We start from the raw sequence: 25498 nt of genomic DNA on the forward strand, positions 1-25498 counted from the left end.
TCCTTATTTAACGCCAAGCTTTTAATTTAGAGCTATGCCCAATGCCCACATTAAAACAATTGGTCGGATCCAATTTTTGATAATGCTGCTTTAAGGCAGGCTTCGCCACATATAAATGCCCAACATTATGCTCTGCAGGATACTCTGCCCCACGTGCATCAAGCAATGACCACATTTGATGTTCCATCGCCAACGGGTCTACGCCTTTTTTAATAATATAGTCCTGATGAAAGACATGACATAAAAAATGACCATAATACAACTTATGTATAATCGCCTGCTCCAACTCTTCGGGCAAGGTTTCAACCCATTGCTGATCATTACGTCTTAACGCAATATCTAAAGCAACAATGTCTTCCACTTCATTTCGATGTGTATCACGATAACGAATTGCAGCACCTGCCACTGCAAAGCGATGCAGAAAAGCCTTGCGGCCTTCATCTTCATTACATAGAAAAAAACTGCCGGAATTGCGCGTGATAAAATAATCCATTAAAAACTGCTGTACTGCCGCAACATCTTGCTGCTCAATGCGCAAAATTAAATGATGTTCATACAAATCACGAAATTGGTTCATGCGTTCTGGTAAATGATTTGGCAGTAGTTTCGTGAACATTTGCAAAACTTTATCCGACAATCCACGCATGCCCCAACGGGTTAGAAAACCATCAACTTTGTCTTTCATGGCAAAAGCTGCAGGTACTTTACTGGTGCCAAACTTCTCGATAAACAAGAAGCTGTCTTTGCCATATTCTGCACCAATGTCATAGGCATCTCGATGAATATACTCGCCAGCAATCGGTACACGCGGCAAATCACGTAATAAAAAACGGCGAATCGCGGTTAAATCATCCTGCTGATTGCTGCCGATATAAAACACCTGACTCGGAATTTTCTCAAACGTATCCAAACGCACTGCAAACACACAGACTTTACCTGCCGAACCCGAAGCTTCAAACAAACGGCTCGGGTCGGCATTAAACCGTGCAGGCGTATCGGCATCGACTTGGGCAACATCATGCACGTAACGCTGATCTGAAGCACAACAATGTTCCGAATATTCAATATCTTCAGGGCGATATTGTTGTTGCTCAAGTTTGGTTAAAATTTCTTCTGGCGAGTTCCCTAAATTCACCCCCAAATGATTGATGAGTTGCAACTCGCCCAGTGCATCGACTTGTGCATATAAGGCCAACTCAGTATAGGCAGGACCACGTCTGACCAATGCACCACCTGAATTATTACATACCCCGCCCAACACTGAAGCGCCAATACAAGATGAACCAATGACTGAGTGTGGCTCACGCTGATGCGGCGCCAATTGCTGTTCCAAAGCATCCAATGTTGCACCAGGCAAGCAAATCACTTGCTTGGCATCGTTGATGAGCTGAATACCTTTTAAACGTTGGGTGTTGATCAAAATTACAGGACGATCATAGTCATCACCAAAAGGGGTAGAACCACCCGTGAGTCCAGTATTGGCGGCTTGCATAATAATAATGCAATCTGCTGCCACAGCCACTTGTAACACTTGCCACTGCTGCAATAAAGAACCTGGCGTGACCACCGCAAAAACCTGTCCTTCGCCAAAACGTCGCCCTTGACGATATAAACGAGTATCTGATTCATGGGTCAATACATGCGCTTTTCCCACAATATCGACCAAGTTTTTGAGGGTTGCTGCAGCATCAAATTGTGTTGCAGAAGAAATTGTCTGTGGCATAGTGTACAAGTCCTGAAACAAGGTGAAAAATACAATTAAGCGATTCAGCCAAATGCATCGGTTGATGGATTGATCGCTCCTGTTGGCAATTTAGCCTTTCAGTTCACGCTCAAGTTGTACCAAGCAATCTGAGTTAATCGCTTGAATGTTTTTAGCACCCGTTAAGGTCATTGCGACTCGCATTTCTTTATCAATCAATTCGAGTAAATTACTCACACCCGCCCCACCTGCTGCACCTAGTGCATAAATAAAGGCACGTCCGAGCATACAAGTATCCGCACCCATCGCCAACATGCGCACCACGTCTAGGCCATTACGAATACCTGAATCCACTAGAATTTTTAGATCTCCTTTTACTGCATCGGCTATTGGCGGTAAAGCACGTGCAGTCGAGAGCACACCATCTAACTGACGACCACCGTGATTGGACACCACAATTCCATCAGCCCCAAAACGAACAGCATCCTTAGCATCTTCTGGGTCTAAAATGCCTTTAATGACCATTGGGCCATCCCAGAATTCACGAATCCACTCCAAGTCTTTCCATGAAATAGATGGGTCAAAGTTATTGCCTAACCAGCCAATATAATCTTCAAGTCCTGTTGGTTTGCCTAAGTATTTAGAGATATTGCCCAAGTCATGCGGACGACCTAGTAAGCCAACATCCCATGCCCAGTTTGGATGCATCACTGCCTGCATATAGCGGCGCATAGCAGCATTTGGACCACTCATGCCCGAATGTGCATCCCGATAACGTGCGCCAGGCACAGGCATATCTACCGTAAAGACTAAGGTTGAACAGCCTGCTGCTTTAGCACGTTCCAAAGCATTACGCATAAAACCACGGTCACGCAATACATATAATTGAAACCACATTGGCCGTGAAATGGCAGGCACCACTTCTTCAATTGGGCATACCGACACGGTAGATAAAGTAAACGGAATGCCTTTTTTGTCAGCTGCAACTGCAGCCTGCACTTCACCACGGCGCGCATACATGCCCGTTAAACCCACAGGTGCCAAAGCCACAGGCATTGACAAGGTTTCATTAAATAAGGTGGTTTCTAAACTCAAAGCCGACATGTCATTCAAAACACGTTGGCGCAAGGCAATCTGTGAAAGGTCTTCCACATTTCTTTTCAGCGTTTGTTCCGCGTACGCACCTCCATCAATATAGTGAAATAAAAATGGCGGTAAACGGCGTTTCGCTGCTTCGCGGTAATCATTCGCAGAAGAAATAATCATGGCGCTATCCTGTTTAATCGACTCGCACGCTGACGACGCGCATCTTCCTCGTCTATCATGCGTACTTGTTGAACTACAAATTCAATATGTCCACACACTGCCGAACGGGCAGCTTCTGGATCCTGGCGTTCAATTGCATCCATCACTTGAAAGTGTTGATCGTGCAACTGATCGAAACGGTGGGCTTCGGTATAGACTTTGCGTCTGCCCAAAACTACGTTGTATTGCAACAAATCAAATAAGCCACGCATCATTTGAATGAGCACCAAATTGTGCGATGCTTCGGCAATTGCCAAATGAAACTTGGCATCGGCAATTGCTGCCTGATCGTCATCACCTAAAATTTGAAAATGGGCGATTTGCTCATAACAGGCACGGATGTTTTTCAAATCCTCAGCAGTTGCCCGCTGTGCGGCATACCATGCCGTACCACCTTCAAGAACCATTCGAGCTTCCTGCACATCAAAACGATAAGCAGGGTCTTCATCAATCAGGTTACTTAAAGGCTGCACAATTTGATATTGCGACCAATTGGTGGGTAGCTGTTGCAAAAAAGTACCCGCTCCAACTTTGCTGACCAGCATGCCCTGACTGGTCAATTGCTGAATGGCTTCACGCAAAGAGGAACGGGAAACCCCGAGTTGTTCACATAACTTTCTTTCGGCAGGCAATCGGTCTCCGACTTGCATCTGATTTTTTTCAACCAGTGTGCGCAGGTCTTGTACAACTTTGTCGGAGACTTTCATGCGGCTATCCTCTTGTGCATGTGATTATGGAATCATCCATGGGAACACATAAGCTTGTAGAGTGATAATAATACCGATCATAACGGTGAAAGTAATACTATGTTTCACGGTAAAGCGGAATAAATCCGATTCTTTTCCGACTAAACCCACTGCCGCACAGGCAATTGCAATCGATTGTGGTGAAATCATTTTGCCTGTTACTCCACCACTGGTATTGGCAGCAACCAACAAGACTTCTGGTACACCAATTTGCTGTGCAGTTGTGGCTTGCAAGGCAGCAAATAAGGCATTGGCTGATGTATCTGAACCTGTCAAGAACACTCCAATCCAACCTAAAAATGGCGAGAAGAATGTGAAAGCATTGCCTGTGTGTGACAAAGCCAGTGCCAAAGTCGCAGACATGCCTGAATAATTGGCAATAAAAGCAAAAGCTAACACCATCCCAATCGAATAAATTGGTGTTTTTAGCTCGTTGATGGTTTCTGCAAAAGTTTTAACCGCTTCACGTGGTTTCATTTTTAAGTAAATGATGGTGATGACAGCCGCAATCATAATTGCAGTCCCTGTTGCACTCAGCCAATCGAACTTAAAGATTGCATCGTAGTCTTTAACTTCAGCAACCACAGGCGGCATTTTTTGCACCAATTGATGTAAAAATGGCACTTTGATGGAAATTACCCAGTCGTGCATTGCGCCATCTTTGGCAAATAAATCTTTAAACGGCTTGATGCTCCAAATAGTGACCATCACCGTTAACACTGCAAAAGGTGACCATGCTTTGACAATCTGACCCATGCTGTATTTTTGCTGTTGTTCTGCAACTAAGTTGGCATCCACTTTGGTGTCTGCATCGCTAAAACGGAAAATGTGTTTTGGCTGCCAGAATTTAAATAAGACCGTTAAACTAATCAAAGAGGCAATTGCAGCGGTAATATCGGGTAACTCAGGCCCTACAAAGTTAGAGGTCAAGTATTGTGCAATCGCAAAAGCACCACCACCCACCAACACTGCAGGCCAAGTTTCTTTCACACCGCGCCAGCCATCCATAATTGCCATAATCCAGAACAACACAATAGGCACCATAAATGGCAACTGACGCCCAACCATCTGGCTAATTTCCATGGTTTCTACACCCGAAACCTGACCCGCCACAATAATTGGAATCCCCATTGCGCCAAACGCAACAGGTGCGGTGTTCACAATCAAACATAAACCCGCAGCGTATAAAGGTTTAAAACCCAAACCCACCAACAAAGCAGCAGTAATTGCCACTGGCGCCCCAAAGCCCGCTGCACCTTCTAAAAATGTGCCAAACGCGAAGCCGACTAATAGCATCTGGAGACGCTGATCTTCTGTAATTGACAGAATAGATGAGCGAATAATGTTAAACTGCCCTGTTTTTACAGAGATTTTATATAAAAATAATGCGCCAATAATAATCCATGCGATTGGCCATAAACCGTAGAAAAAGCCATAGATCAATGAAGCAAAAGCCATTGGTGCAGGCATGCCATAGGCAAATAACGACACTAATAACGCCAAAATAACCGTAATTGTTCCCGCAACACTTCCTTTTAAGCGAAATACAGCCAATGCCAGAAAGAAAAAGATAATCGGGATTAATGCAATAAGACTCGAAATCCAAATATTTGCCATTGGATCGTAGATCTGTTGCCAATGTTGAAGCATTGTCATCTCCTTGAAATGCTCACTCAAACGTAAACATAGGTCTAAGCATATAGATAAAATTCTAATTTTGGTCTGACCAATATTAAGATAAAAAATCAAAATACTTTTAATATTTGCAACAAATAATAGTTTTATACAAATAAATGTCAACATTGGTCTGGTTGTTTATTTAAATGGTCATACCAATTTAAATAAAGATGATCTTTGTTCGCAGCATAAAAAATACGGTGAAGAAAAATTTAAACTTTGTTTTTTCTGTAGTTTTTAAAAGGAAGGAAAAACCAAATTTATTCGGCACAGCCTTATACAACTTTCGTCTAATACAGTAAAATACGTGTGCTTTCTTCTAAGATGAATTGAACGCTTGATCAAAGGAATCATGGATAAATTCAGCTCAAGTGGCCGCTATTCGGCTTAAAAACATGTGGATTAAAAGAATTTTTTAGACAAAAAAATAACGCCATTATTGACTGCAACAATGGCGTCATCGTGTATTTATAACAGCAACTCACACCTTACTGTGGCTTAACCTGTCACCACGTTCAGGCGCTTTAAACGCGAAATATGCAAATCAATTTGCCCTGCAATTTCAGGTAAAATTTGCTTTAAAAACTGGCTATAGTTCATTGCATCTTCTGCTCTTAATACGCCTGCTTGTACCAATTGTTCCTGCTGTAGCAACATACTTTGTACACGGTTTAAATCAGGCTTTTGCCCTTGGCTTAAACCTGTACTAATTTGCTTAAAGCCTAAATACAACTGATCACGTTGCTGGATTAATTGCTGCATTTCAACTGCAGATACCGCAGCACGCTCTAGCATAGCGTTTGTTTCCAGTACATTTTCAGATTCATCTGAATATAGACTTTGCGTTGTTTCTATCTCTGTGGAAGCCGTGTTCGGTTTCACCCACACTGTTTCCGAAACAGTCTTATTCGGTGGTTGAAACACATACACCACGGTAAACAACACCGCGACCGCCAAAACAAAAAAGCCAATACCGAGCCATCGAGTCCCATTCATGTGCATGCTCCATAAGCAAACCATCCTAAAATGCGCTCAATTCAAATATCGTCTTGAGCGCCTTAGCATGCTTTGCCTGTTATGATCGGCTTAAAAATTACGGCGTCGACCAATCGCTTGGTGCATAACCCAAACGCACTCGCTGTGGGTGATTCCCCACTGGCACACTGCGGACTTTTTCTCCCGTAGCAAAGTCAATCACCGTTACCACATCGGTTTCACTTTCTGAAATCACACAGCTTTTTCCATCTGGGCTACGGGTTGCCCAATATGGTTTACCTGCAGGAATCAGTTTGCCTGCTTTTAAACTCTGACGGTCTACAATGGTCGCGTAATCATCCATCGTGCCTGCCACACAGAGTTTTTCGCCATCTGCGCTGATGGATAAACCATGATGACGTGAATCATTTACCCATTTGCTGCGGTCTTTTGGAATTGTACTGCTGCCCGGTAATTGTCCAATACGCGTGACTTTATCGGTTTTTAAGTCGTATTCCACCAAACCATTAAAAAATGAAACCTGCGCATAAAGTTTGCTTTCATCTTTACTTAGCACCATAGGACGCACTGAGTTGGATAAATCTTTACGTCCAAAGGCATCTAACGCAGGTCGGAAATCAATTTTTTTCAGAACTTTATAATTGTTGGCATCGGCAATGGTAATAAAGCGCTTACCTTTGGTAAAATCTTGCCACTGTGCATCCATCGAAGTTTCTACGTTACCAATCGCAGAGTTTAAGATTTTCGTTCCACCTGCAAAGTAAATATTTTCGTGCGGCTTATCCCCTGTTGCAAAACGCCCCAATTCTTTACCTGTATGAATATCTAAAACATGCACCACATTACCTGACGATGCCGACACAGCAACACGTTGTCCATCTGGTGAAACCGCCATGTGGTCTGCGCGGAAACCTTCGACTGGCGTACGCCAATTAATTTTGCCCGTTTTAATGTTGATGGATACCACATCGGCAAAACTTGGACGTGAAGCCACAATCGACTGTCCATCTGGCGTGGAATACATATCATCCACCAACTGGTCATTGCCCTCACCTGCAGTTTGTTGAATGTAAGTGTAGGCAATCAATTTCACTGGATTTAAATGAATTTCTAATAAACGCTCTTTGCGGTCAGGAATCATATTGACCACACCCACTTTGCCAAAGTCTTGTGAAGGGTGAATCACCGTCACTGTGCCATCCCAGTTATTGCCGACAAAAAAGACTTGTTGGGTATTCGGTGGCTGCGGTAAATAGGTCGAATCTGCATAACTTTGTGCGCTGACACAACTTCCTAAAGCCAGCACGCCTTGAAGTAGATGTTTAAACACCCTGTTGGAATAACTCATGTTCTTGTTCTCCCTGAACAGCAAAATGAAAGTGTTGTTTTTGTTTTGGCTTGTGTTTTTACATATTTGTTGTTTTTAACTGAAGCCTGCCTAATCCATCTTGAAGCGATCTTGAAGATTGTTGGCGTGGCATTGATTGGGCAATAGCATAAGAGTTTTTGTAATTTTGCGTCTAGGGTTCGAGCTAGACTATCCGATAGCAGGTCAATTTTCAGATAAACAGAAATACAGCATCACATCCTGTTAAAATGCCAAGTATGATAAAAGCTTGTTTTTGTCGATGAAATGACAGTAATCCCATACCCATTCAAGCATTTAAACTCAAGAATATAAGGATGTGCCGAGATGCAGTTGTTGGAACTTAAAACCTTGCGTAAACAGCTTCGACAACAGCGCAGAGCGGTCACGCGCACCCAACAGCAACACGCACAGCAAGCTGTTTTGCAGCGGCTAATACGACTGCCAAAATTTCAGTACGCAAAAAAAGTGGGTATGTATTTACATGCTTTTGGTGAAATTCATACACACCGCATCATTGAATATTGCTTCGCGCATAGCAAACAAGTGTATTTGCCCATGATTTGCAATATGAATCAACACTTGGTGTGGGTACAAATCACCCCACAACAATATCGTCAGCGTCGCTTTGCCCATCATCGTTTGGGGATGCAAGAACCAAGAACAAGTCGCGGAAAACACATCTCCCATTTAGATTTAGTCTTGATGCCCTTATTGGCTTGCGATACGCATGGCACCCGCATTGGAATGGGCGGTGGTTATTATGACCGCACTTTAGCCTCTGCCCCGCAGCATCCTTATCGCTTAGGGATTGCACATGATTTTCAGCTAATTCATACACGCTTGCCACGTGAAAATTGGGATCAACCTGTAGATGCCTTACTAACTCCACAACATTTTTTACAGTTTAAACGCACCTTGAAACGCTAAATTGATCATTTTGACTGAATAGATCAATTTAAAATCACATATTTAGCTACTTTTTAAACAATTTGTGTTGACCTGCCCTTGTATTTTAAAAAATACCCATCACTATTAAAAACATGGCAACACCGTTGTCACTCATTAGGAGTGCCCATGTCTGAAATTATTATGAATCAAGAAACCTTAGAGCCTCAGGTTCCAAGTGTATTACCGCTTTTAGCGCTACGTGATGTGGTGGTTTATCCACACATGCAAATCGCGCTATTTGTAGGTCGTGAAAAATCGATCAATGCAGTTGATGTGGCTCGTAACAGTGACAATCTAGTATTTGTAGTTGCGCAAAAAGATTCGCTTACAGAAGAAATTGATCACGACAATTTATATCAATACGGTACTGTCGCGAAGATTGTGCAAGTTGTGAATCACGAAAATGATGAAAACTGTATCAAAGTGCTGATTGAAGGCTTATACCGCGCCAAACTCGAAAAAATTATTGATGAAGACGCGTATTTGACTGCAGAACACAACTTGAGCCCAATGACTGTTGCGATGGATGAAAATACCCAAGCAACACGTTTGCAAGAATTACGTGCCTTATTTGCGCAATATGCAGAAGCAAAATTACGCAATGCACGTGAACTGATTGCTGCTGCCAATAAAATTGAAGATTTATTGCAGTTGTTGTTCTTTGTTGCAACCCGTGTGCCATTGAATATTGATGTCAAACAAAAATTCCTTGAGCACGATGAGTTTGAAGCTCACTTGACCGAGTTAATGACTTATTTATTGCAACAGTCTGAAGAACAGCAGATTGAGCAAACCTTGCATGACTCTGTTAAACGCCAGATGGAAAAAAATCAGCGTGAATACTTCTTGAATGAGAAGATGAAAGTCATTCAACGCGAACTGTCCGATATGAACGGCGGTGCGGAAGATGATGTCGCTGAAATTGAAAAACGTCTGGCCGAAGCAGACTTGCCAGAACATGTCCGCAAAAAAGCAGAAGCTGAGTTCCGTAAGCTAAAAGCCATGCAACCTGCATCTAGCGAAGCGGCTGTGGTACGTAACTATCTGGAAGTAATTTTAGATACGCCATGGAACAAAGCCAGCAAAGTCAGCATTAACTTGGCGAAAGCACAAGAAATTTTAGATGCCGACCATTACGGTTTAGATGAAGTCAAAGACCGTATTGTGGAATACCTTGCTGTGCAGTCGCGCGTGAAAAAACTCAAAGGTCCAATTCTGTGCTTAGTCGGTCCTCCGGGTGTAGGTAAAACCTCACTGGGTGAATCGGTTGCAAAAGCCACTGGACGTGAGTTCGTGCGCATGGCGCTAGGCGGCGTACGTGATGAAGCGGAAATTCGCGGTCACCGCCGTACCTATATTGGTGCGATGCCGGGTAAAATTGTGCAGTCATTGACTAAAGTTGGTGTGAAGAACCCACTGTTCTTGCTCGATGAAATTGACAAAATGGCACAGGATTACCGTGGCGACCCTGCATCTGCTTTGTTAGAAGTACTTGATCCATCACAAAACAACAAGTTTAATGATCACTATTTAGATCTAGACTTAGACTTGTCTGAAGTGATGTTCATTTGTACTGCCAACAGCATGAATATTCCAGAAGCTCTGTTAGATCGTATGGAAGTAATTCGTCTACCGGGTTATACCGAAGATGAAAAAGTGAATATTGCAGAACGCTATCTTGTCCCTAAAGCCATCAAAAATAATGGCTTGCGTGCTAAAGAATTGACGGTTCATGAAGAAGCGATTCGTGACATTGTGCAGCGCTATACACGTGAAGCAGGTGTGCGTAGTCTGGAACGTGAAGTGTCAAAAATTGCCCGTAAGGTGGTGAAAGAAGCAGTCAGCAAAAAAGCCAAAAACCTACAGGTAGATGTGACTTCACAAAACTTGCCTGACTACCTTGGTCCACACAAATTTGACTATGGTATGGCAGAAGAAGAAGCCGAAGTGGGTCGTGTAAATGGCTTGGCTTGGACTTCAGTGGGTGGTGAATTACTCACCATTGAAGTGGCAACCATGAAAGGCAAAGGTAATTTCATCACCACAGGTTCATTGGGTGATGTGATGCAAGAGTCAATCAAAGCCGCGATGACCGTTGTGCGTACCCGTGCCGACAGTTTAGGCATTGAAGCCAATGTATTTGCCGAAACCGATGTACACGTACACTTGCCAGAAGGTGCAACACCTAAAGATGGTCCATCTGCAGGTTTGGCATTGACTACGGCATTGGTATCTGCATTTACAGATATTCCAATTCGTCCTGATATTGCCATGACAGGCGAAACCAGCTTACGTGGTCGTGCAATGCGCATTGGTGGCTTGAAAGAGAAACTTCTTGCGGCACATCGTGGTGGTATCAAACTGGTATTTATCCCACAGGAAAACGTGCGTGACTTGTCTGAAATTCCAGACAATGTCAAAGAAGGTTTGGAAATCAAGGCTGTGAAAAGCATTGATGAAATCTTGCCTTTGGCACTGACCAGTATGCCTAAGCCTTTAACCAAGGCACCGATTGTGAAGCCAGTAGCAGCAGGCAAAGCCGCACGTCATTAAGCAAGTTACTCTGCTTTAAGCATAGAACATCTCAAAAGAGCACTTCGGTGCTCTTTTGTTGTATTTAGATTCTGGATTTAAAATAATTGAATAATTTTTTAATTATTTTTAAAATGGATAGTCTGTTTTTAATTCAATTTCCTTGAAAAATAGGCAAACCATCCACATATATAAATTTAAGATACATCGCGCTGTATGTTTCTTGTTTGGTCTATTTAGACCGATAAATTGATCAGACGCTTTTGATTGAAGTGTGCTTCATGGTCTGGTCATCCATATCTCCAGGTGGATGACCTTTTAACCGCAGTCCTATTTCAATTCAGGGCTGCGTTTTTTATGCGCTGCGATCAATCATCAAGGTGATAAAATCTGTGCAACCAAGCCATTCACGACATGTGCCATTTTTTCAAAATTTACTGTTTTTAAAGTATCACCTGTGGTGTGGCGAAGTGTGCTGCGATAACTGCCTGTATCGGTAATTAAAATGGCAGGAATATCATATTTCCAATAATTTAAATGATCTGAAAAATCCATGCCCTTGACGAAAGTCGGTGCGACCACACGCTCACATTGCAATTGATTCAAACGCTGCATCGTATTGCAATAGCTTGCACTCATTTCACGTGACTGCATATTGCTCAATGCCGCAATAAAATTGCCATGACTTGGGTAAATCCACTTTAAACCGATTGGGTAATTTTGCACCAAATTTTTATCGTAATAACCAATCATATCCAGCACATACACCGCACGGATTTTTTCCTTTTCAGCCTGCACAGATTTGGCATGTATAAAACTGCCCATCGACTCGGTTTTAAAAAATGGTGGCTCTGCCAAGGTATAAAAAACAAATTCAACATTTTGACTAAGTTTATTCTTTTCCTGCGCCAAAATTCGTGCTGTTTCGATTACACCTGCAACGCCAGAAGCGTTGTCATTTGCCCCCTGCTGCTGCCCATAAACATCGTAATGCGCACCAAAAATCGTTTTTTGCACAGCACCGATATTCAATTTGCACACCACATTGCGGTAGCTTTGCTGATTGACCACATAATTTTGAAATTGACACGGAATTCCAAATACTCGCATTTGTTCCCGAATCCATGCCGAAACCCGATTCAGTTCAATCACATTTTTATAATGACGATACTGTTCGGAATTACCCAAACCCTGCTGCCCAATCACTTGCTGCATATAGACTTGCAAATTGTTTGGTTCTGCCCATTGAGCCTCAGGCACAGCAAATGTAGCAGTGGTCATCAATCCCATACCCGCGCCCAATATCCATGAATATAACTGCTGACTTTGAAACGCGCGCATGCTGATAATTCCAAGACAAAAAAGACCAATAAGATTGCTGAGTATTAAAGCAACAGCCTGTTGGCAAATTCAATTGCAAATTGTGTCGTTACACAGCGCTTGTGTTGAATCATGGTTATAATGCGAGATTCTGATTGATCGCTACATGAACTCGCCTATGAAAATTCGCATTCTGACCATTGGACAAAAAATGCCTGCTTGGGTGCTGACTGGTTTTGAAGATTATTTCAAACGGATTCAGCCTTTTGTGCAGACTCAAATTGTCGAACTGCCAATGGCGAAACGTGGCAAAAATGATTCTGAGGCCGATATTCTAAAATATCGCCAAATTGAAGGTGATAGCATTTTAAATGCCATGAAAAACAATGAGCTGTTAATTGCCTTGGAAGTGGGCGGCAAAGAGTTCAGCACCGAAAAACTTGCAGAAACCATGAAAGGCTGGATGCTAGAAGGCAATGATGTCGTGCTTGCGATTGGTGGACCAGATGGTCACTCTGAAGCAGTACGTAAAGCAGCAGCATGGCATTGGTCATTATCCAAACTAACTTTGCCACACCCTTTAGTTCGCGTGATGCTGATTGAGCAGCTATACCGTGCTATGAGCATCAACCACAACCATCCTTATCATCGTGCAGGTTAAATCAACTTATTCAATTTGTACGTTGAGTTATCAAAATATCTTCAACTCAAACGACGTTGCAAAGCTGCAACATAGCGTTGAACAAAAGTACATTTCGCTATACACACTTTTTTGCGATGCTGTAGAACAGCAGGCTTTAGGGATCTAGGCATGAACTTACAGACATTACCCGGTTTATTTATCTCACATGGTTCGCCCATGTTGGCACTCAATCCTGAACAGGTCGGGCCTGCACTCAGCCGTTTAAGTGAAAATTTGCCAACACCGCAAGCCATTGTGGTGATGTCGGCGCATTGGGAAAGTAATGCACTGGAGGTCAACACAGGTATTCGCCCTGAAACATGGCATGACTTCCGTGGTTTTCCTGAAGCCTTGTACGCCCTGCGCTACCCTGCACCTGGCTTACCTGAACTGGCAGAAGATATTTTGCAGCGTTTGGCTGATGCGGGCTTTGCTGCCCATGCCAACAGCACACGCCCGCATGATCATGGCGTATGGATGCCATTACTACACATGTATCCCGATGCCAATATTACAGTGATTACCATTTCTTTGCCCATGAATATGAGCGCCGAACAGATTTATCACATTGGGCAAAGTTTAGCGCCATTACGTGAACAGCAAATTTTACTGATTGGCTCAGGCAGTATCACCCATAACTTACGTGAATTATCATGGAATACACCCAATGCGGCTGTGCCTGAATGGGCATCTAGTTTCCGTAATCGTGTGGTGCAGCATTTAAGTCATCGCAATTATGATGCAGTACTAGATTGGCAACAATTGCCACATGTAGCACGTAATCACCCAACCCTAGAACACTTTGCACCGCTGTTTTTTGCAATGGGTACGGGAGATCGATTTAACATTGTACATAGCAGCTTTAGCATGGGTTCACTCGGTATGGATATTTATCGTTTTGACTAACCGATAGCTCCGCTTATTTAAAATCTGACTTTTTAATTTGGATACATTTTGTTAGCAAAAGCTACGATTTGTATCCATATTTTTTGTTAATCTCTTGATTATAATCACGTTGAAACTTTAGCACATAGAATATAAACCAATGAAATTCAGTATTTTTGCGCTTGCCCTGCTCCCTTTGGCTTTAACTGCATGTCAATCTTCACATCTTCCTGCCACTTCAGGAGATCCGGCTATTTCTACTCTATCCACCACATTAAAAACGCCTACACAAATTTTGCCCGCTTATACCTGGGAACTTGATCGTGGGCTGCAACGCCCGATTGTTCTGAGCTTTGATCAACGAGGCAGACTAAGTGTAGCTTCTGGCTGTAATGGCCTTGGCACGAGCTGGACTGTTAAAGATAATTCCCTGAGTACGGGTGACATGATGGGCACCATGATGGCATGTGATGCACCATTAATGGAACAGGAACGTTTTATCAGCCAGCTTCTGCAAAAGCGTAATATTCCGTTTAGTCTGGATCTAAATGATGCCAATCAGCCAAAACTGAGTATTACTGCAGCTGATGGTCAAAAATATGTCTTTACCGGAAAAATGACACCGGAAACCAAATACCAAGGTCAGGCAGAAACCATTTTCCTGGAAGTTTCGTCACAGACTAAAGCCTGTACGGGTGTAGCTCAGCAAACCTGCTTACAGGTGAAAGAAATCAAATATGATGAAAAAGGCTTAAAGACTCAGGTCGATAAAGACTGGACTTTATTTTACGATCAGATCGAAGGTTTTCAGCATTCATCGAATGAGCGTCAGATTATTCGGGTAAAACGTTATGAAATTAAAAATCCGGCAGCTGACCAGTCTAAATATGCCTATGTATTCGACATGACCGTAGAGCGTGAAGCAGTCAAAGGCACTCTATAACGATAAAATCGCAATATAAAAAAACCGAGGCATTCACCTCGGTTTTTTTTCAAGCTTAAACTCAGTCAGACTTAGAATACGCCTTGAGAAAGCATTGCATCAGCAACTTTTACGAAGCCAGCGATGTTTGCGCCGTCTACATAGTTCACGGTACCGTCTTCTTTCGTACCGAATTTTACGCAGTTGCGGTGAATTTCTTTCATGATTGCGTGTAAGCGCTCATCAACTTCTTCGAAAGTCCAGCCTAAACGCAATGCGTTTTGAGACATTTCCAGACCAGAAGTTGCTACACCACCGGCGTTAGATGCTTTACCTGGCGCATAAAGAATTTTCGCTTCAACGAATTTCTCAACCGCTTCAAGTGTAGAAGGCATGTTCGCACCTTCAGCAACACAGATTACGCCGTTTGCAAGAAGCGCTGCTGCATCATTCGCATCAAGTTCGTTTTGAGTCGCACATGGAAGCGCGATATCACATTTAATACCCCAAGGACGTTGACCTTCAAGGTATTCAAAACCGTGCTTAGACGCAAATTCAGAAATACGACCACGTTTTACGTTTTTAAGTTCCATCACTTCAGCAAGTAATTCTGGCGTGAAACCTTCTTTCACGTACACAGTACCATTCGAGTCAGAAAGTGAAACTACTTTCGCACCCAAGTACATTGCTTTGTCTGCAGCAAATTGTGCAACGTTGCCTGAACCAGAAATCGCAACGACTTTATCTTTAAAGCAATCGCCACGAGTCTTGAGCATTTCCTCAGCGAAATACACAGTACCGTAACCTGTAGCTTCTGGACGCGCCAAAGAACCACCGAAAGACAAGCCTTTACCTGTGAATACACATGAAGTGTCATTGCTGAGCTTCTTCATCATACCCGCCATGTAACCCACTTCACGACCGCCTACACCAATATCACCCGCAGGAATATCCGTGTTAGAACCTAAATGACGATATAACTCGATCATTAAGGCTTGGCAGAAACGCATAATTTCGCCTTCAGACTTACCTTTAGGGTCAAAGTCTGAACCACCTTTACCACCGCCCATTGGCAATGTAGTCAAAGCATTTTTAAAGGTTTGTTCAAAACCTAAGAATTTTAAAATAGAAAGGTTCACTGATGGGTGGAAACGCATACCACCTTTAAATGGACCAATTGCTGAGTTGTACTGTACACGGAATGCACGGTTTACGTGGGTTTGACCTTGGTCATCTACCCAAGAAACGCGGAACTGAATTGCACGCTCAGGCTCAACCAAACGCTCAAGCAAACCATGTGCTGCATATTGAGGGTTCTTTTCAATGAATGGCCAAAGACTGGTCATTACTTCTTCTACAGCTTGTAGAAACTCTGGTTGATGTGCATCACGTGTTTTAACGTAATCTAGGAATTCGTTAAGGCTGTTGTATTTCAACGCTTAATCCTCAGCAGAAAATGGATCAAAATTGGTCAAAATTTCAATCAATGATATATTTTGGCGCAAAATATTAAATATCTTTTGTTAACAATCTACAATAGTTTTTTTCAAAAAACTTTAAAACATTTGTATTTTCATAAATTTAACTTATTTTTTAGCGTGTTAAGCCCATAAGTTAATGTAACAAATTAATTCATAGTTTTGAGCATTTTTGCCCAAAAAGCTAGCAATTGTTGTTCTTAATTTGCGCACAAGCCTAAAAGCAAAAATCGTGCTAAAATCATCGACCTAGAATTTTCCCCTAGCCTTATCTTCCGTTTTTCTGCTGCTGTTAAAGTGGCATTGGTTTGTCCATGAATTCGCAAATTGCTCTGATTCAAAATATTGATGCGCTGCTCCCTCAAACTCAATGTGGCTTATGTGGTCACCGCGATGGCTGTTTACCCTATGCCAAAGCGATTGCGGAAGGCGAAGCAGCCAATAAATGCGTACCCGGTGGACAACCTGTTGCAGATGCACTAGCAAACTTACTGCAACGCCCTGTATTGACCGCAGAAGCCAGTGTTTGGCCTGTGCAGGCAGATGGGCGCCCACAGCGTATGAAAGCGCTAATTCGTGAAGATGAATGCATTGGCTGTACCAAATGTATTAATGCCTGCCCTGTCGATGCCATTTTAGGCTCAGGCAAACTCATGCACAGCATTTTGACTGATTTATGTACTGGCTGTGAATTGTGTATTCCACCTTGCCCTGTCGATTGCATTGACTTGGTAGAAGATACACAACCCCTGCTTTCTGATAGCGCACGAGTGGCAGAACAGAATGATTTACGCCAACGCTACTACGCCCACATACAACGTGAAGAACAACGTCGTCTGCACCGTAAAGGCCCTGTGGTACGTGCAGAAATTGATACCGAACTGTTTGCTCAATTTTCTGCACAAGCCGATGCTGCTGTGCCTGCGATTGAATTGCCTGTGCAAAAAAATGAACAGATTTCCACTGCCGATGCACAAACCACCATCGAACTGGCAAAATTACGCACACAAATTAAAAAACTCGAAAAACAACTCAGTGTGCGTGACGATGAGAAAAAACGGCTATTACTAACCAATTTACAACAACAGTTACGTGAATTAGGAGCATAAACATGCCCGAAAGAAATACACGTCTGACCAATAAAGCGGTCAAAACAACGGCTGCCAAAAGCACCACGCTCAAAGAAAAGCTGTCTAAAAATATGACCAAAAAGCAAATTCAGACTTTTTTTGAGCGCTTGCGTGACCAACGTCCAAATCCGACCACTGAACTGAATTTTTCCAATCCATTTGAATTGCTGATAGCGGTGACCTTATCAGCACAAGCGACCGATGTCAGCGTCAATAAAGCCACCGACAAACTGTTTCCTGTTGCCAATACGCCCGAAGCAATTTATGCCTTAGGTGTGGAAGGTTTAAAGGAATATATTAAAACCATCGGACTGTATAATTCCAAAGCAGAAAATGTCATTAAAACCTGCAAAATTCTCATCGAAAAACACGGCAGCATCGTGCCTGATAATCGTGCCGATTTAGAAGCCTTGCCCGGCGTGGGACGCAAAACTGCCAATGTGGTGTTAAATACCGCATTTGGACAGCCAACCATGGCGGTCGATACGCATATTTTCCGCTTAGGTAACCGCACAGGTTTAGCTGTAGGTAAAAATGTTTTAGAAGTCGAACACCGTTTGATTAAAGTCATTCCTAAAGAATTTTTAATTAACTCGCATCACTGGCTAATTTTACATGGCCGTTATTGTTGTATTGCGCGTAAGCCTAAATGCGCTGAATGTGTGGTGTCAGATGTGTGTAACTGGCCTGATCGCTTTGAATTTGGTGCACATCGTCATACTACGCTGCATGAAATTCATCACGCGCCCATATCTAAGTAAGTGCTTCGGTAGACTTTTGCAAAGTGATCTAAACTTATTGATGACAAGCTAGATCATCAAAGCAATGTGGATCATCCAAAATCGTGTGGATAACTGTGCAATCTATGCACAAGATTATGTAGAGATGATTTATTTATCCTGAGAATCTTCAGACTGACGTTGTTGTTCTTGCTGTTGTTTAAGTTTCGGATGCAATTGATAGTGCTTACCTGATTTTTTTTCAGTCGAATTCTGAGCTTGTGTGTTGCGCAATAACTTATAGCTCACAAAAACAAGAAAGCCTAAAACGGCAATACTTGCCAATAACATGATGATAACAGCAGCATGTTGCAAAGCACTCTCCCAAACTGACACAAATAAAAAGAGCCCTAATATGAATCAGGACTCTTTTAAAGTCAAAACAAGCAGCCTGTTTAAACGATTTTATTTTCTTTTAAACAGACTTGGTCTAAAACCTAGACTTATTTTGCTTGGTCTAAAATAGCAAACAAATCTGCTTGAACTTCTTCAATTGGACGAAGACCATTCAATTTGTTATAGCTTGGTGCATTTTCACCAGAAGCAGCACGACCTTGATAGAAGCCAACCAATTGCTCAGTTTCTGAGTGATACGCTTTTAAACGCTTACGAATGGTTTCTTCTTGGTCATCTGGACGTTGAACCAAATCTTCGCCAGTTTCGTCATCTTTACCTTCCACTTTTGGTGGGTTGTAAACAAGATGATAAATACGACCAGATGCAGGGTGCTGACGACGACCAGACAAACGCTGTACGATTTCTTCGTCTGCAACATCAATTTCAATCACGTGGTCGATATTGATGCCTTCACTTTCCAAAGCTTCAGCTTGTGGAATGGTGCGAGGGAAACCATCAAAAATACAACCATTCACGCAATCTGGCTGCGCAATACGCTCTTTCACTAAGCCAATGATCAGTTCATCAGATACCAAACCGCCACCGTCCATAACGCTTTTGGCTTGTAGACCTAATTCAGTACCTTCACGAATTGCAGCACGGAGCATATCACCGGTTGAAATTTGTGGGATATTGTAGCGCTTACAGATCAACTGAGCTTGTGTACCTTTACCTGCTCCAGGTGGTCCGAGTAAGATAATGCGCATAAAAAAACATCCTCATTTTAACAATGTATTTGACACTCGTTGCATATCAGAGCCATCGCCCTTTACGCAGCCAGCATCCTCTTATAAGAAAGCGACAAACAAATGTATTAAACCAGCAATAAAACCAGTTACACCACCCAAGACAATTAAAATCCACTCATCTTCCTGAAAGGCAGGACGCAAGAGATTCTGGAATTCTTTTGGCGTCAGTTCACGAATACGATCTCTGAACATTTGATAAATTTTCTGTGCACGGCTCGCATTAAAGGCAGGGTCGCATACAGGCACCATCGTAATTTCAATCGAACGATCAATCAAGTCAGTCTTGAGTTTGGCATACTCTTTTGGCCCCAAAGACAACTGTAAAGAGGTACGAACCAATGGTGTTTCCATAATTTCGTTGATGTGGCGTTTGACAATACGGCGGGTTTTGTCTTTTTTACTGCCATACATCATTTCAGTCATAATTGATTTTAACGTAATCAGATCTTCTGTGACTACCGTTGCAAACACATCCGAGACTTCTTCTTGGCGTTTCATGAACGCACCCTGAATATTATAAGTCCCAATGCGTGGAATCACTGGCTTAATCCATGGAAATTGACGATTTTCAGTCAATTTAAAGAACTGCGGATATTTCACGTAATGTGGTTCGACTGGGTTAAATACCATCCAAATCGCAATCCAGTTGGTCAAGAAGCCCCAAATTGCCGCCCAAAATGGAACCGTCCAGTGCCATGGTACAAGAAACCAAACAATCATTTGGAAAATACCAAAGAACATCCCAATCAATGCACTGATATGCCAAATAAAGTTAATTTCTTTTTGACCGACTTTTAGGAACATACGCACCATTAAGCGGCGATCACCTTCCATTTGGCTGACCACCATTTCACGCATATCCACCAAGGATTCAACATTCAAGGTCAGTTCAGTCACCAATTCACGCAGCACACCTGGCAATTGTTTATGCGCCTGTGCGTAAATACGGCGTTTAATCGAATACGGTAGGTTTTCCCAAAGCACAGCATTGCGGTCTAACATGACCTCATCAATTAAGTGCTCAAGTTCAAAACCCACTTGCTCACCAATAATACGCGCCATATCTTCAGGGTCCATCGCATTTAAAAATTCACGCAATGAACCTAATTTTGACAATGTGTTATCGGTAATGATGCCTGAAATACGCCCTGCTTTACGCGGTACAATCCCCTGCCATCCCACAGGAATAGGCCCAAGGTGAAAGCCCCAAAAGCTAATTGGATAGAACACCATTTTTAGTGCCATCCACACGTGCGCCCAAGTCACAAAAGCAGTCACAGGAATAATACTGAGCACGGCCCAAAAATCTGGACGATTCAAAAAGGTTTGCCACAACTGATTGACGTACTCAAGCATGCATTTTTTCCATATTTAGTTCTAATTACAAGATTCTAAAGTAGTTAAAAGTCACTATTCTGACTACAAACCCATACTGAGCGTATAGGAAAATTGTAGTCTAGGCTCAGTTTCCGCAATCACTCGCCCTTGTCGATCTTCCAATTTTTCACCTGCGCCAATGCCAACACTAAAGCTACTGATGCGTTCAGGGCTCAGTAATACATAAGCCAGATCAATGCCTGCACCTAAACGCGCTTTTTCTTCACCATCCACCCATTTAGATTCTAGGTGTCCTGCGTAAGCGCCAATATAATAACCATTTTTGTCTTTACCTGTGAGGTGGTATGGGTAACGAAAACCTGTTTGCCCACCGACTTCATGGTCACCATTTAAAAAAGCCCCCGCTTTTAGATAGGCAATGCCATAAGGATTGACCCATTCACCATTCAAATGCAGTAATTTTTGGGTAATACCCGCCCCTACATTCCAAGTTTTTGCGCTATCTGTGCTAATTTTTGCTTCAGGTAAAAAAGTAGTGTTCCCAGCAAAGCTAAAACTTGAAAAGGCAAGTAATGCCACGAAAGAATAGACTTTTGTCATTATTGTCACCAGTGTCCATTTGTTTTAATTTTAAAAACAGTCCTGTTTTCGTGTTTTGACTCTAGCAGAATTGTCAGGATTCTTATATACAGCAAATTACAATTTTGATGTCGCTAAAGTCAAAAATTAAGATTGCGCCCATCTTCTAGGTTAAATCGGGCAATTCAGTCAAACATGGTTACTCAAAATTGCCAATAGATGCGTTAGAATAGTCCAAATTCGTTCTCCCTCATTTTTGTTAAGCCAATTTTTGTATGAAACAACACTATCCGTTAAAAAATGCTCAGCAAGAGAAGCGTATTTTTCGCAATCGCATCTTTTTTTCGGTGGGTGTTGTGGTTTTTTTCTTGCTGCTGTTGGTGGCTCGTTATGCCTTTTTACAAATTAGCGGCTACGATGAATTTGCGACTGCATCAGATAAAAACCGTATTCGATTACAACCACTCGCGCCTGCACGTGGTTATATTTATGACCGCAATGGCGTGTTATTGGCCGATAACTACCCTGTATTCTCTGCTACCTTAAGCCGAGCAGATGTTGAAGATATTGATGACACCATTGCGCGACTGACGCCTGTTTTACAACTGACAGAAGAAGATATTGAGCGCTTTAAAAGTCGGATTAAAACTTCACGTAAAACCGAACGTGTATCGATCAAACTGAATTTAAATGAATCAGATATTGCGCGTTTTAGTGAAGTCAAATATCAGTTCCCTGGTGTCAATATTGAAACTCAAATGACTCGTTATTATCCACACGGTGAATTATTTGCGCATGTGATTGGTTATGTCGGACGTATTAACGACAAAGAACTGAAAGAAATTGACAAAGATGCTTATGCAGGCACTAATCTGATTGGTAAAATTGGGGTGGAAAAATCGTATGAGCACTTACTACATGGCGTACCTGGCAACGAATCTGTAGAAGCCGATGCGCATGGTAATGTGCTACGCAATTTAGGACGTAAAGACCCTTTACGTGGCAATGATTTGTTTTTATCACTGGATTACGGCTTGCAAGTGGTTGCCTCTGAACAATTGGCAGAACGTCGTGGTGCAATTGTGGCACTCGACCCACGCACAGGTGAAATTTTAGCTTTGGTATCTAGTCCTAGCTTTAACCCTAACTTATTTGTCACAGGTATTAGCCATAGCGACTACTCAGCTCTACGTGATAATTTAGATCAGCCGCTCTATAACCGTGCGGTACAAGGTGTTTATCCACCTGGTTCTACCATTAAGCCGATGTTTGGTTTAGGCGGTATTCATTATGGCTATGTCGATTGGAAAACTGCCATTCAGGATTATGGATATTTTACTTTACCGGGTGACAGCCACCGTTTCCGTGATCATAAAAAAACCGGGCACGGCATTGTCGATTTGCACAAAGCACAAATCGTGTCATGTGATACCTACTTCTATGTATTGTCGTATCGCATGGGCATTGAAAAAATGAATGAGTGGATGCGTCAATTTGGTTTTGGTGAAAAAACTGGGGTAGACCTACCAAGTGAAAGCACAGGCTTGTATCCAAACCCTGATTGGAAAATGCGTACGCGCAAAGCCAAATGGATGAAAGGTGAAACAATTTCCGTCAGTATTGGTCAGGGTGCATTTACCTCGACACCATTGCAATTAGCAATGGCCACCGCCATCACCGCCAACAAAGGATTTAAAGTCACACCGCACGTGTTACGTGAAAGTCGTGGCGCGAAACCATTTAAAGTTCACAATGGTACCAACGGAAAAATTGACTTTAACGGCACAGAAGAAGACTGGATTAAAATGCGTGATGCCATGGTTGATGTGATTCAATCAGGTACAGGTAAAGGGATTAAAGGCGGCTTGCAATATTCAGTTGCAGGTAAAACAGGTACAGCACAGGTTAAAAGTATTGCGCAAGGTAAACGCTATAACGAAGCCTTATTGACCGACCGTCAGCTTGACCACGGTTTATTTGTTGGCTTCGCTCCTGCCGAAAACCCTGAAATCGCAATTGCCATCATTCTAGAAAATGGTCGCGGTGGTTCTGCAGCAACGGCTTTGGCGCGTCCAATTTTAGACTATTGGTTACTGAATAAAAATAAAAAGCCAATTCGTCCATCTGCCGCACAAGTGAGTGGTGGCTTAATGACTGCAGGTTTAAAACCAAGTGAATTGCCAAGTGGTGAAGTCCCTTCATCTACTGCACCAAATACGAATAACGTGAATAATCCGAATACAGCAACCAATCACCCTGCGCTCAACCCAAATCCTTCGCAAACTACTCCGAGTTCAGCTCCAACCAATCCACCTGCAACTGCGCCAACAGCAGTTGTACCCACTAACCCAATTGAGAGCGACTAAGCCATGAAAAATCAACTACGCATTATTGGTGGAGAATGGAAACGTCGTCAGTTGGCTTTTGCTTCAATTGAGGGATTACGCCCTACGCCCGACCGAGTGCGCGAAACCTTATTCAACTGGTTAATGTGGGATGTGCAAAACGCCAAAGTGTTAGACCTCTGTTCAGGTTCGGGCGCTTTAGCTTTTGAAGCCCTGTCTCGCGGTGCAGCACACGTGGTCATGATTGAGCCAAACCGTACACAAGCACAGTTTTTACAGCAAAATTTAGAATTATTACGCGTCAATAAAAGCAAAGCACAATTAAAAGTTTCTACCGCACAACATGCTTTGGCGACACTAAAAGATCAGTTTGATTTGGTATTTTTAGACCCGCCTTATAGTTTAGATTTATGGGAAGAATTGGCAGGGTTGGCTGATCCACTCATTGCGGCACAAGGTCTGATTTATGTTGAAGCAGATCGTGATTTAAACCTGTTAAAATTACCGCAGACTTGGCAAAAAGTTAAAGAGAGCAAAGCGGGAACTGTACGTGCGGGCTTATACCAAAAGATTGTTGTTTAAATTTGCTCCTTAAAAGATACGCGGTAATTTTATGACTATCGACACTTTTCAAGAGTCATCTATTAATGTAATATTATAACATTACATATTGTAGTGTTTATCTTCATGAAAGTTCGTTCATCTTTAAAAAGTGCAAAATCGCGTGCCGATTGTCAAATTGTGAAACGTCGTGGCAAATTATTTGTGATTTGCAAATCCAATCCACGTTTTAAAGCAAGACAGGGATAATCCCCTGTCTTTTAGTTTTGATAGATTATTACACTGAAATAGTGTGCTTATTCTGAATAGTAACGTGTATCGACACTAAAACTTTCAGGAAATTTTGCTTGAACCTGCGCATAAAATGCCATGATTTCAGCCATATCTTTTTCAAAATCGCCGGTTGGATGCACAATTTTTCCCACACCCGTTTTCTTTTTTGCGTAATCCATATACGCCAAAGCAATTGGCACACCTGCATTTAACGCAACATGATAAAAACCTGTTTTCCATTGTTCTTGACGCGCACGTGTGGCTTCAGGCGTCACCAACATCACCAATTTAGGATGGTTTTTAAATAAGTCCGTCATGAGCTGAACCATACTAGGTCGTGCTTCGCCTGGTGCTTTCGGACGACGGTCTATACCAATACCTCCCATCGCACGGACAAATGGCCCAAACGGCAATTTCATATAGCTGTCTTTAATGGTCAAGCGAACATTAACGCCCAAAGCTTTAAGCCCTAAGCGTGCATATAAGGCATCCCAATTACTGGTATGCGGTGCAGCAATCATCACATATTGGTCTAATTCCAACGGACAATGATTGTCGATTTCCCAACCCATTAAATTTAAGCTTCGCTCAGCTAACTTTTCAAACACAACCGCATACCCCAAATAAAGTGTGCGAATTTTAGCAAGCATCGACAAATACAAAAGTCTAAAACGACGAATAAATAAACAAATACTTTATAAATGTATAAAAATTTCCTGCACTCATCTTATTTTTGTCATTCCATGCAAAATCATACTGTTTTTGCGCTTATTCATTGCTAGATTC

Annotated in this window: 23 protein-coding genes; 10 read left to right on the top strand and 13 right to left on the bottom strand. The window is 42.4% G+C overall.

The genetic code is table 11. The features are described from left to right. Nucleotides 1–7 precede the first annotated feature (7 nt). From dld to C3Y93_RS05415, 6 genes are all read right to left on the bottom strand, one after another. The gene (dld, locus tag C3Y93_RS05390) at nt 8–1723 is read right to left on the bottom strand and encodes a D-lactate dehydrogenase (RefSeq protein ID WP_035311162.1); all 1716 of its coding nucleotides are present in this window, start codon (nt 1721–1723) and stop codon (nt 8–10) included. A 90-nt stretch (nt 1724–1813) separates the two neighbouring features. Next, a complete protein-coding gene (gene lldD, locus C3Y93_RS05395; protein ID WP_016659249.1) occupies nt 1814–2968 on the bottom strand; it encodes an FMN-dependent L-lactate dehydrogenase LldD in 1155 nt (384 codons plus the stop codon). Beyond that, nucleotides 2965–3714, bottom strand: a complete 750-nt coding sequence (gene lldR, locus C3Y93_RS05400) for a transcriptional regulator LldR (RefSeq protein ID WP_004970689.1) — start codon at nt 3712–3714, stop codon at nt 2965–2967. The genes lldD and lldR overlap by 4 nt, the downstream gene beginning before the upstream one ends. A gap of 24 nt (nt 3715–3738) precedes the next feature. Next, nucleotides 3739–5409, bottom strand: coding sequence for an L-lactate permease (gene lldP / locus C3Y93_RS05405; RefSeq protein WP_171287385.1), 1671 nt, complete (start codon nt 5407–5409; stop codon nt 3739–3741). A gap of 519 nt (nt 5410–5928) precedes the next feature. Next, on the bottom strand, nt 5929–6426 hold the full coding sequence (locus C3Y93_RS05410; RefSeq protein WP_004970693.1) for a hypothetical protein: 498 nt from the start codon (nt 6424–6426) through the stop codon (nt 5929–5931). 97 nt (nt 6427–6523) lie between these two features. Continuing rightward, complete coding sequence (locus tag C3Y93_RS05415) at nt 6524–7774, bottom strand: YncE family protein (protein ID WP_104852313.1); 1251 nt, start codon at nt 7772–7774, stop codon at nt 6524–6526. Between the two features lie 351 nt (nt 7775–8125). Here C3Y93_RS05415 and C3Y93_RS05420 point away from each other — a divergent pair, with 351 nt between their 5' ends. Then, nucleotides 8126–8722, top strand: a complete 597-nt coding sequence (locus C3Y93_RS05420) for a 5-formyltetrahydrofolate cyclo-ligase (protein WP_026438444.1) — start codon at nt 8126–8128, stop codon at nt 8720–8722. Nucleotides 8723–8869: 147 nt separating this feature from the next. Continuing rightward, nucleotides 8870–11296: an endopeptidase La gene (gene lon, locus C3Y93_RS05425; RefSeq protein WP_104852314.1), complete on the top strand. Its 2427-nt coding sequence runs from the start codon at nt 8870–8872 to the stop codon at nt 11294–11296. Between the two features lie 354 nt (nt 11297–11650). On the opposite strand, the gene C3Y93_RS05430 is transcribed toward lon, so the two are convergent. Continuing rightward, the gene (locus C3Y93_RS05430) at nt 11651–12616 is read right to left on the bottom strand and encodes a M28 family peptidase (protein ID WP_416224609.1); all 966 of its coding nucleotides are present in this window, start codon (nt 12614–12616) and stop codon (nt 11651–11653) included. Between the two features lie 157 nt (nt 12617–12773). On the opposite strand from C3Y93_RS05430, the gene rlmH reads away from it, so the two are divergent. The 3 genes from rlmH to C3Y93_RS05445 all read left to right on the top strand — a co-directional run bounded on the left by rlmH (nt 12774) and on the right by C3Y93_RS05445 (nt 15105). Then, the gene (gene rlmH / locus C3Y93_RS05435; protein WP_026438445.1) at nt 12774–13256 is read left to right on the top strand and encodes a 23S rRNA (pseudouridine(1915)-N(3))-methyltransferase RlmH; all 483 of its coding nucleotides are present in this window, start codon (nt 12774–12776) and stop codon (nt 13254–13256) included. A gap of 150 nt (nt 13257–13406) precedes the next feature. Beyond that, complete coding sequence (locus C3Y93_RS05440; protein ID WP_104852315.1) at nt 13407–14183, top strand: DODA-type extradiol aromatic ring-opening family dioxygenase; 777 nt, start codon at nt 13407–13409, stop codon at nt 14181–14183. 139 nt (nt 14184–14322) lie between these two features. After that, nucleotides 14323–15105 (top strand): META and DUF4377 domain-containing protein, encoded by a 783-nt coding sequence (locus C3Y93_RS05445; RefSeq protein ID WP_104852316.1) that lies wholly within the window; start codon nt 14323–14325, stop codon nt 15103–15105. 71 nt (nt 15106–15176) lie between these two features. On the opposite strand, the gene gdhA is transcribed toward C3Y93_RS05445, so the two are convergent. Next, a complete protein-coding gene (gdhA, locus tag C3Y93_RS05450; protein ID WP_004970711.1) occupies nt 15177–16520 on the bottom strand; it encodes an NADP-specific glutamate dehydrogenase in 1344 nt (447 codons plus the stop codon). Nucleotides 16521–16876: 356 nt separating this feature from the next. Between gdhA and C3Y93_RS05455 the strand changes: the two genes are divergently transcribed. After that, nucleotides 16877–17671 carry an RnfABCDGE type electron transport complex subunit B gene (locus tag C3Y93_RS05455; RefSeq protein WP_104852317.1) on the top strand — a complete coding sequence of 265 codons (795 nt, stop codon included), beginning with the start codon at nt 16877–16879 and terminating at the stop codon, nt 17669–17671. A gap of 92 nt (nt 17672–17763) precedes the next feature. Continuing rightward, a complete protein-coding gene (gene nth, locus C3Y93_RS05460) occupies nt 17764–18453 on the top strand; it encodes an endonuclease III (protein ID WP_104853247.1) in 690 nt (229 codons plus the stop codon). 129 nt (nt 18454–18582) lie between these two features. Here nth and C3Y93_RS05465 read toward each other — a convergent pair whose 3' ends face one another. From C3Y93_RS05465 to C3Y93_RS05480, 4 genes are all read right to left on the bottom strand, one after another. Then, nucleotides 18583–18807, bottom strand: coding sequence for a hypothetical protein (locus C3Y93_RS05465; RefSeq protein WP_228153788.1), 225 nt, complete (start codon nt 18805–18807; stop codon nt 18583–18585). A gap of 107 nt (nt 18808–18914) precedes the next feature. Continuing rightward, nucleotides 18915–19574, bottom strand: coding sequence for an adenylate kinase (adk, locus tag C3Y93_RS05470; protein WP_004970717.1), 660 nt, complete (start codon nt 19572–19574; stop codon nt 18915–18917). Between the two features lie 81 nt (nt 19575–19655). Further along, entirely contained in the window at nt 19656–20972 is a 1317-nt protein-coding gene (locus C3Y93_RS05475) for a hypothetical protein (protein WP_004970719.1), read from the bottom strand. 63 nt (nt 20973–21035) lie between these two features. After that, nucleotides 21036–21554 (bottom strand): hypothetical protein, encoded by a 519-nt coding sequence (locus C3Y93_RS05480; protein ID WP_104852319.1) that lies wholly within the window; start codon nt 21552–21554, stop codon nt 21036–21038. Nucleotides 21555–21808: 254 nt separating this feature from the next. Between C3Y93_RS05480 and mrdA the strand changes: the two genes are divergently transcribed. The 3 genes from mrdA to ykgO all read left to right on the top strand — a co-directional run bounded on the left by mrdA (nt 21809) and on the right by ykgO (nt 24688). Beyond that, the gene (mrdA, locus tag C3Y93_RS05485) at nt 21809–23899 is read left to right on the top strand and encodes a penicillin-binding protein 2 (protein ID WP_104852320.1); all 2091 of its coding nucleotides are present in this window, start codon (nt 21809–21811) and stop codon (nt 23897–23899) included. Nucleotides 23900–23902: 3 nt separating this feature from the next. Beyond that, nucleotides 23903–24460 (top strand): 16S rRNA (guanine(966)-N(2))-methyltransferase RsmD, encoded by a 558-nt coding sequence (gene rsmD, locus C3Y93_RS05490; protein ID WP_004970724.1) that lies wholly within the window; start codon nt 23903–23905, stop codon nt 24458–24460. 105 nt (nt 24461–24565) lie between these two features. Continuing rightward, on the top strand, nt 24566–24688 hold the full coding sequence (gene ykgO, locus C3Y93_RS05495; RefSeq protein WP_026438469.1) for a type B 50S ribosomal protein L36: 123 nt from the start codon (nt 24566–24568) through the stop codon (nt 24686–24688). A 47-nt stretch (nt 24689–24735) separates the two neighbouring features. On the opposite strand, the gene C3Y93_RS05500 is transcribed toward ykgO, so the two are convergent. After that, the gene (locus tag C3Y93_RS05500) at nt 24736–25362 is read right to left on the bottom strand and encodes a 1-acyl-sn-glycerol-3-phosphate acyltransferase (protein WP_104852321.1); all 627 of its coding nucleotides are present in this window, start codon (nt 25360–25362) and stop codon (nt 24736–24738) included. Nucleotides 25363–25498 lie beyond the last annotated feature (136 nt).

Source organism: Acinetobacter sp. SWBY1 (genome assembly GCF_002946595.1).
In the GTDB taxonomy this organism is placed as follows: domain Bacteria; phylum Pseudomonadota; class Gammaproteobacteria; order Pseudomonadales; family Moraxellaceae; genus Acinetobacter; species Acinetobacter towneri.